The organism is Verrucomicrobiota bacterium, assembly GCA_016871535.1.
Taxonomy (GTDB): domain Bacteria; phylum Verrucomicrobiota; class Verrucomicrobiia; order Limisphaerales; family SIBE01; genus VHCZ01.
Window position 1 is genome coordinate 1 of the sequence record VHCZ01000435.1, and the last position, 2,396, is coordinate 2,396.

General features: G+C 57.6%; 2 protein-coding genes. One reads left to right on the forward strand and one right to left on the reverse strand.

Annotated elements, in window-relative coordinates:
• Nucleotides 1–1,074 precede the first annotated feature (1,074 nt).
• Nucleotides 1,075–2,025: an ADP-ribosylglycohydrolase family protein gene (locus tag FJ398_27255; protein MBM3841576.1), complete on the forward strand. Its 951-nt coding sequence runs from the start codon at nucleotides 1,075–1,077 to the stop codon at nucleotides 2,023–2,025.
• 9 nt (nucleotides 2,026–2,034) lie between these two features.
• Here FJ398_27255 and FJ398_27260 read toward each other — a convergent pair whose 3' ends face one another.
• Nucleotides 2,035–2,235, reverse strand: coding sequence for a hypothetical protein (locus tag FJ398_27260; protein MBM3841577.1), 201 nt, complete (start codon nucleotides 2,233–2,235; stop codon nucleotides 2,035–2,037).
• Between the last annotated feature and the right edge of the window lie 161 nt (nucleotides 2,236–2,396).

Sequence of the window (2,396 nt, forward strand, 5' to 3'; positions counted from 1 at the left end):
GCATCGAGACACAGGAAGAGTTGGATGCCATGCTACGGGCCGATTACGAGTGGTGGGTTCAATACATGAAAGACGCGGGAGCGTGGCACGGAGACTAAGTGGTGCGCTTAGCAGGACTTGAACCTGCCACAAGAGGGTTTTCATTGTTGCTCATAGATGCCTTTCTGTGCCATTGCCTGCTAATGTCTATACGCGCAGAGTTCAATTCTTTCAAGCCTTTTGTGGCAATCATGCGCAATGGGAGGCAGAAAAAGTTGTGCAAACGTTGTGCAAATCTTCCGCTGTGCAAACTTTGTGCAAACTCCAAAACCAACCTGGATTCTGTGCAAACTCTGTGCAAGAGGCTGGGTGCAGAAAAGGTCTGCCGTTTGATCAAAACGCTTGTAATCGAATCCTGAGAGCAACGGCGACCATCCTGGCGCCGAGTCTCAGGCGTTGGTCAAGTCCCAATACGTTCCAAGGTGCGGCAATCGCCGGGGTTCAAGAATTCGTTGACGAGCTTGCCGCCGTCGGGATCATCCGCACTGCTCGGTGATCGTTCACCGGACGAAGCGACACCGAACCGCAGTGCCACTCAGGCCGAGCCGGCGAGTCGAACCGGGGGTGTCGCGGGGGTGCCGGCCATCGATGCGCCTGGAACGGGTATCCGTGCGTGCGCGACTCACGGCCCTCGTTTCAGTCTCAGCAGGGACGCCGCTTTCGTTCCCCTCCGGTTCTGAATAAGTTTCTCTCGATGCTGCGTTGCCGAGCCGGGGGGCTACTGGCGGGGGGCCGGCGGGTTGCGTTTACAACGATGGTATAGCCCCCTGCGACACTCACAAGGCTGCGATAAGTCTGGAGTTGCTCAGCAGGGACGAAGGGTTGGCCATCCCGCCAGGACCGCGACAGGTCAGGGCATCGGCATAAGTCATCGCGGTAGCCACACTTTCAGGCAGGTCTCCGAACAATCCGCAATGCCAGCGTGGCTGCTTGTTTGCGTTATCTACATCCTTCCGATTACGCGATTACGTTTACCCAATGACAGCCTTTGTGTCACCCTCTCTGCTACCGGACACTTCTGATACACCGGCACGCATGAAAAGACTTCCTGAAACCGAATCGCGCTTCATCGGCTGCCTGATTGGTTTGGCGGCAGGAGATGCGGTCGGAACCACGCTGGAATTCAAATCACCCGGTTCCTTCAAGGAGATCACCGACATGCTTGGCGGCGGGCCGTTCGGTCTTAAACCGGGACGATGGACCGACGACACGTCCATGGCGTTGTGCCTCGCCGCCAGCCTGCTGGAAAATCGCGCGTTCGATCCCGTGGATCAACTGGAGCGTTACGTGCAATGGCACGAGACGGGATACATGAGCAGCACCGGTCACTGCTTTGACATCGGCATCACCGTCCGTGGAGCATTGGAAAAATTCAAACACTCCCGCCAGCCCTTCTGTGGCTCGACAGATCCGCACACGGCGGGAAACGGCTCCATCATGCGGCTGGCTCCCGTGCCGATGTTTTTCTTCAACGACACATCACTGGCGTTGGAACTCTGCGCCGAAAGCTCCCGCACAACTCACGGAGCCAGGACCGCCGTGGATGCCTGCCGCTACTTTGGGGCTTTGCTGCTCGGCGCGCTGGCGGGCGTGGACAAGGCCCGATTGCTCGCACCCCGGTTTTCTCCGGTGCCGGGCTGTTGGGAAAAGCAGCCGCTGGTTGCGGAGATTGACGACATCGCCGGCGGTTCTTTCCGGCGGAAAAAACCGCCGGAAATTCGCGGGTCTGGCTACGTCGTCCAGTCTCTCGAAGCCGCGCTGTGGGCCTTCCATAATTCCAACTCCTTCGAGGAAGGCTGCCTGCTGGCCGCCAATCTCGGCGATGACGCGGACACCACCGCCGCAGTCTATGGGCAACTGGCCGGCGCGTTTTACGGACTGGACGGCATCCCGCCGAAATGGGTCAAGCGGCTGGCGAAATCGGATAAGATTGTCTCCATGGCCAAAGACCTGTTCAAACAAGCTGGCAACCACCCTGCCCGATAAACCACCGCCTCAACTCAAAAATTTAATGATAGGAATTTGCTTTTTCACGGATTGGATGTGAACAAACTTGGTCCCTGGGATGTTGCTGCACAGGACATCCGTGTTTGGCGTGTTGCCCATTGGCACCACCGCCACATAACCTCGGCGACACAATTCCCCGGCGACGAAGAACTGGCTGGCATTGCCTCGGGTTGATTTGTCGTGGTTCATGCAGCGAGGAGGTGGTGGAGGGTGGAGTCGAGGGGCTTCAAGAAGTGGGCTGCAAACGCCGGATCGTATTTGAATGCGAAAGCCACCATCGCAACAGCAAACACCTCTTTGCGATTGCTTCGTGAGCCAAGGTCCTGAGTGTCCACTTCTCGCGCATACCG

Bases quoted from the DNA above. Each gene is read 5' to 3' on its own strand.
- FJ398_27255 (MBM3841576.1), top strand. From the start codon at position 1,075: ATGAAAAGACTTCCTGAAACCGAATCGCGCTTCATCGGCTGCCTGATT.
- FJ398_27260 (MBM3841577.1), bottom strand. From the start codon at position 2,235: ATGAACCACGACAAATCAACCCGAGGCAATGCCAGCCAGTTCTTCGTC.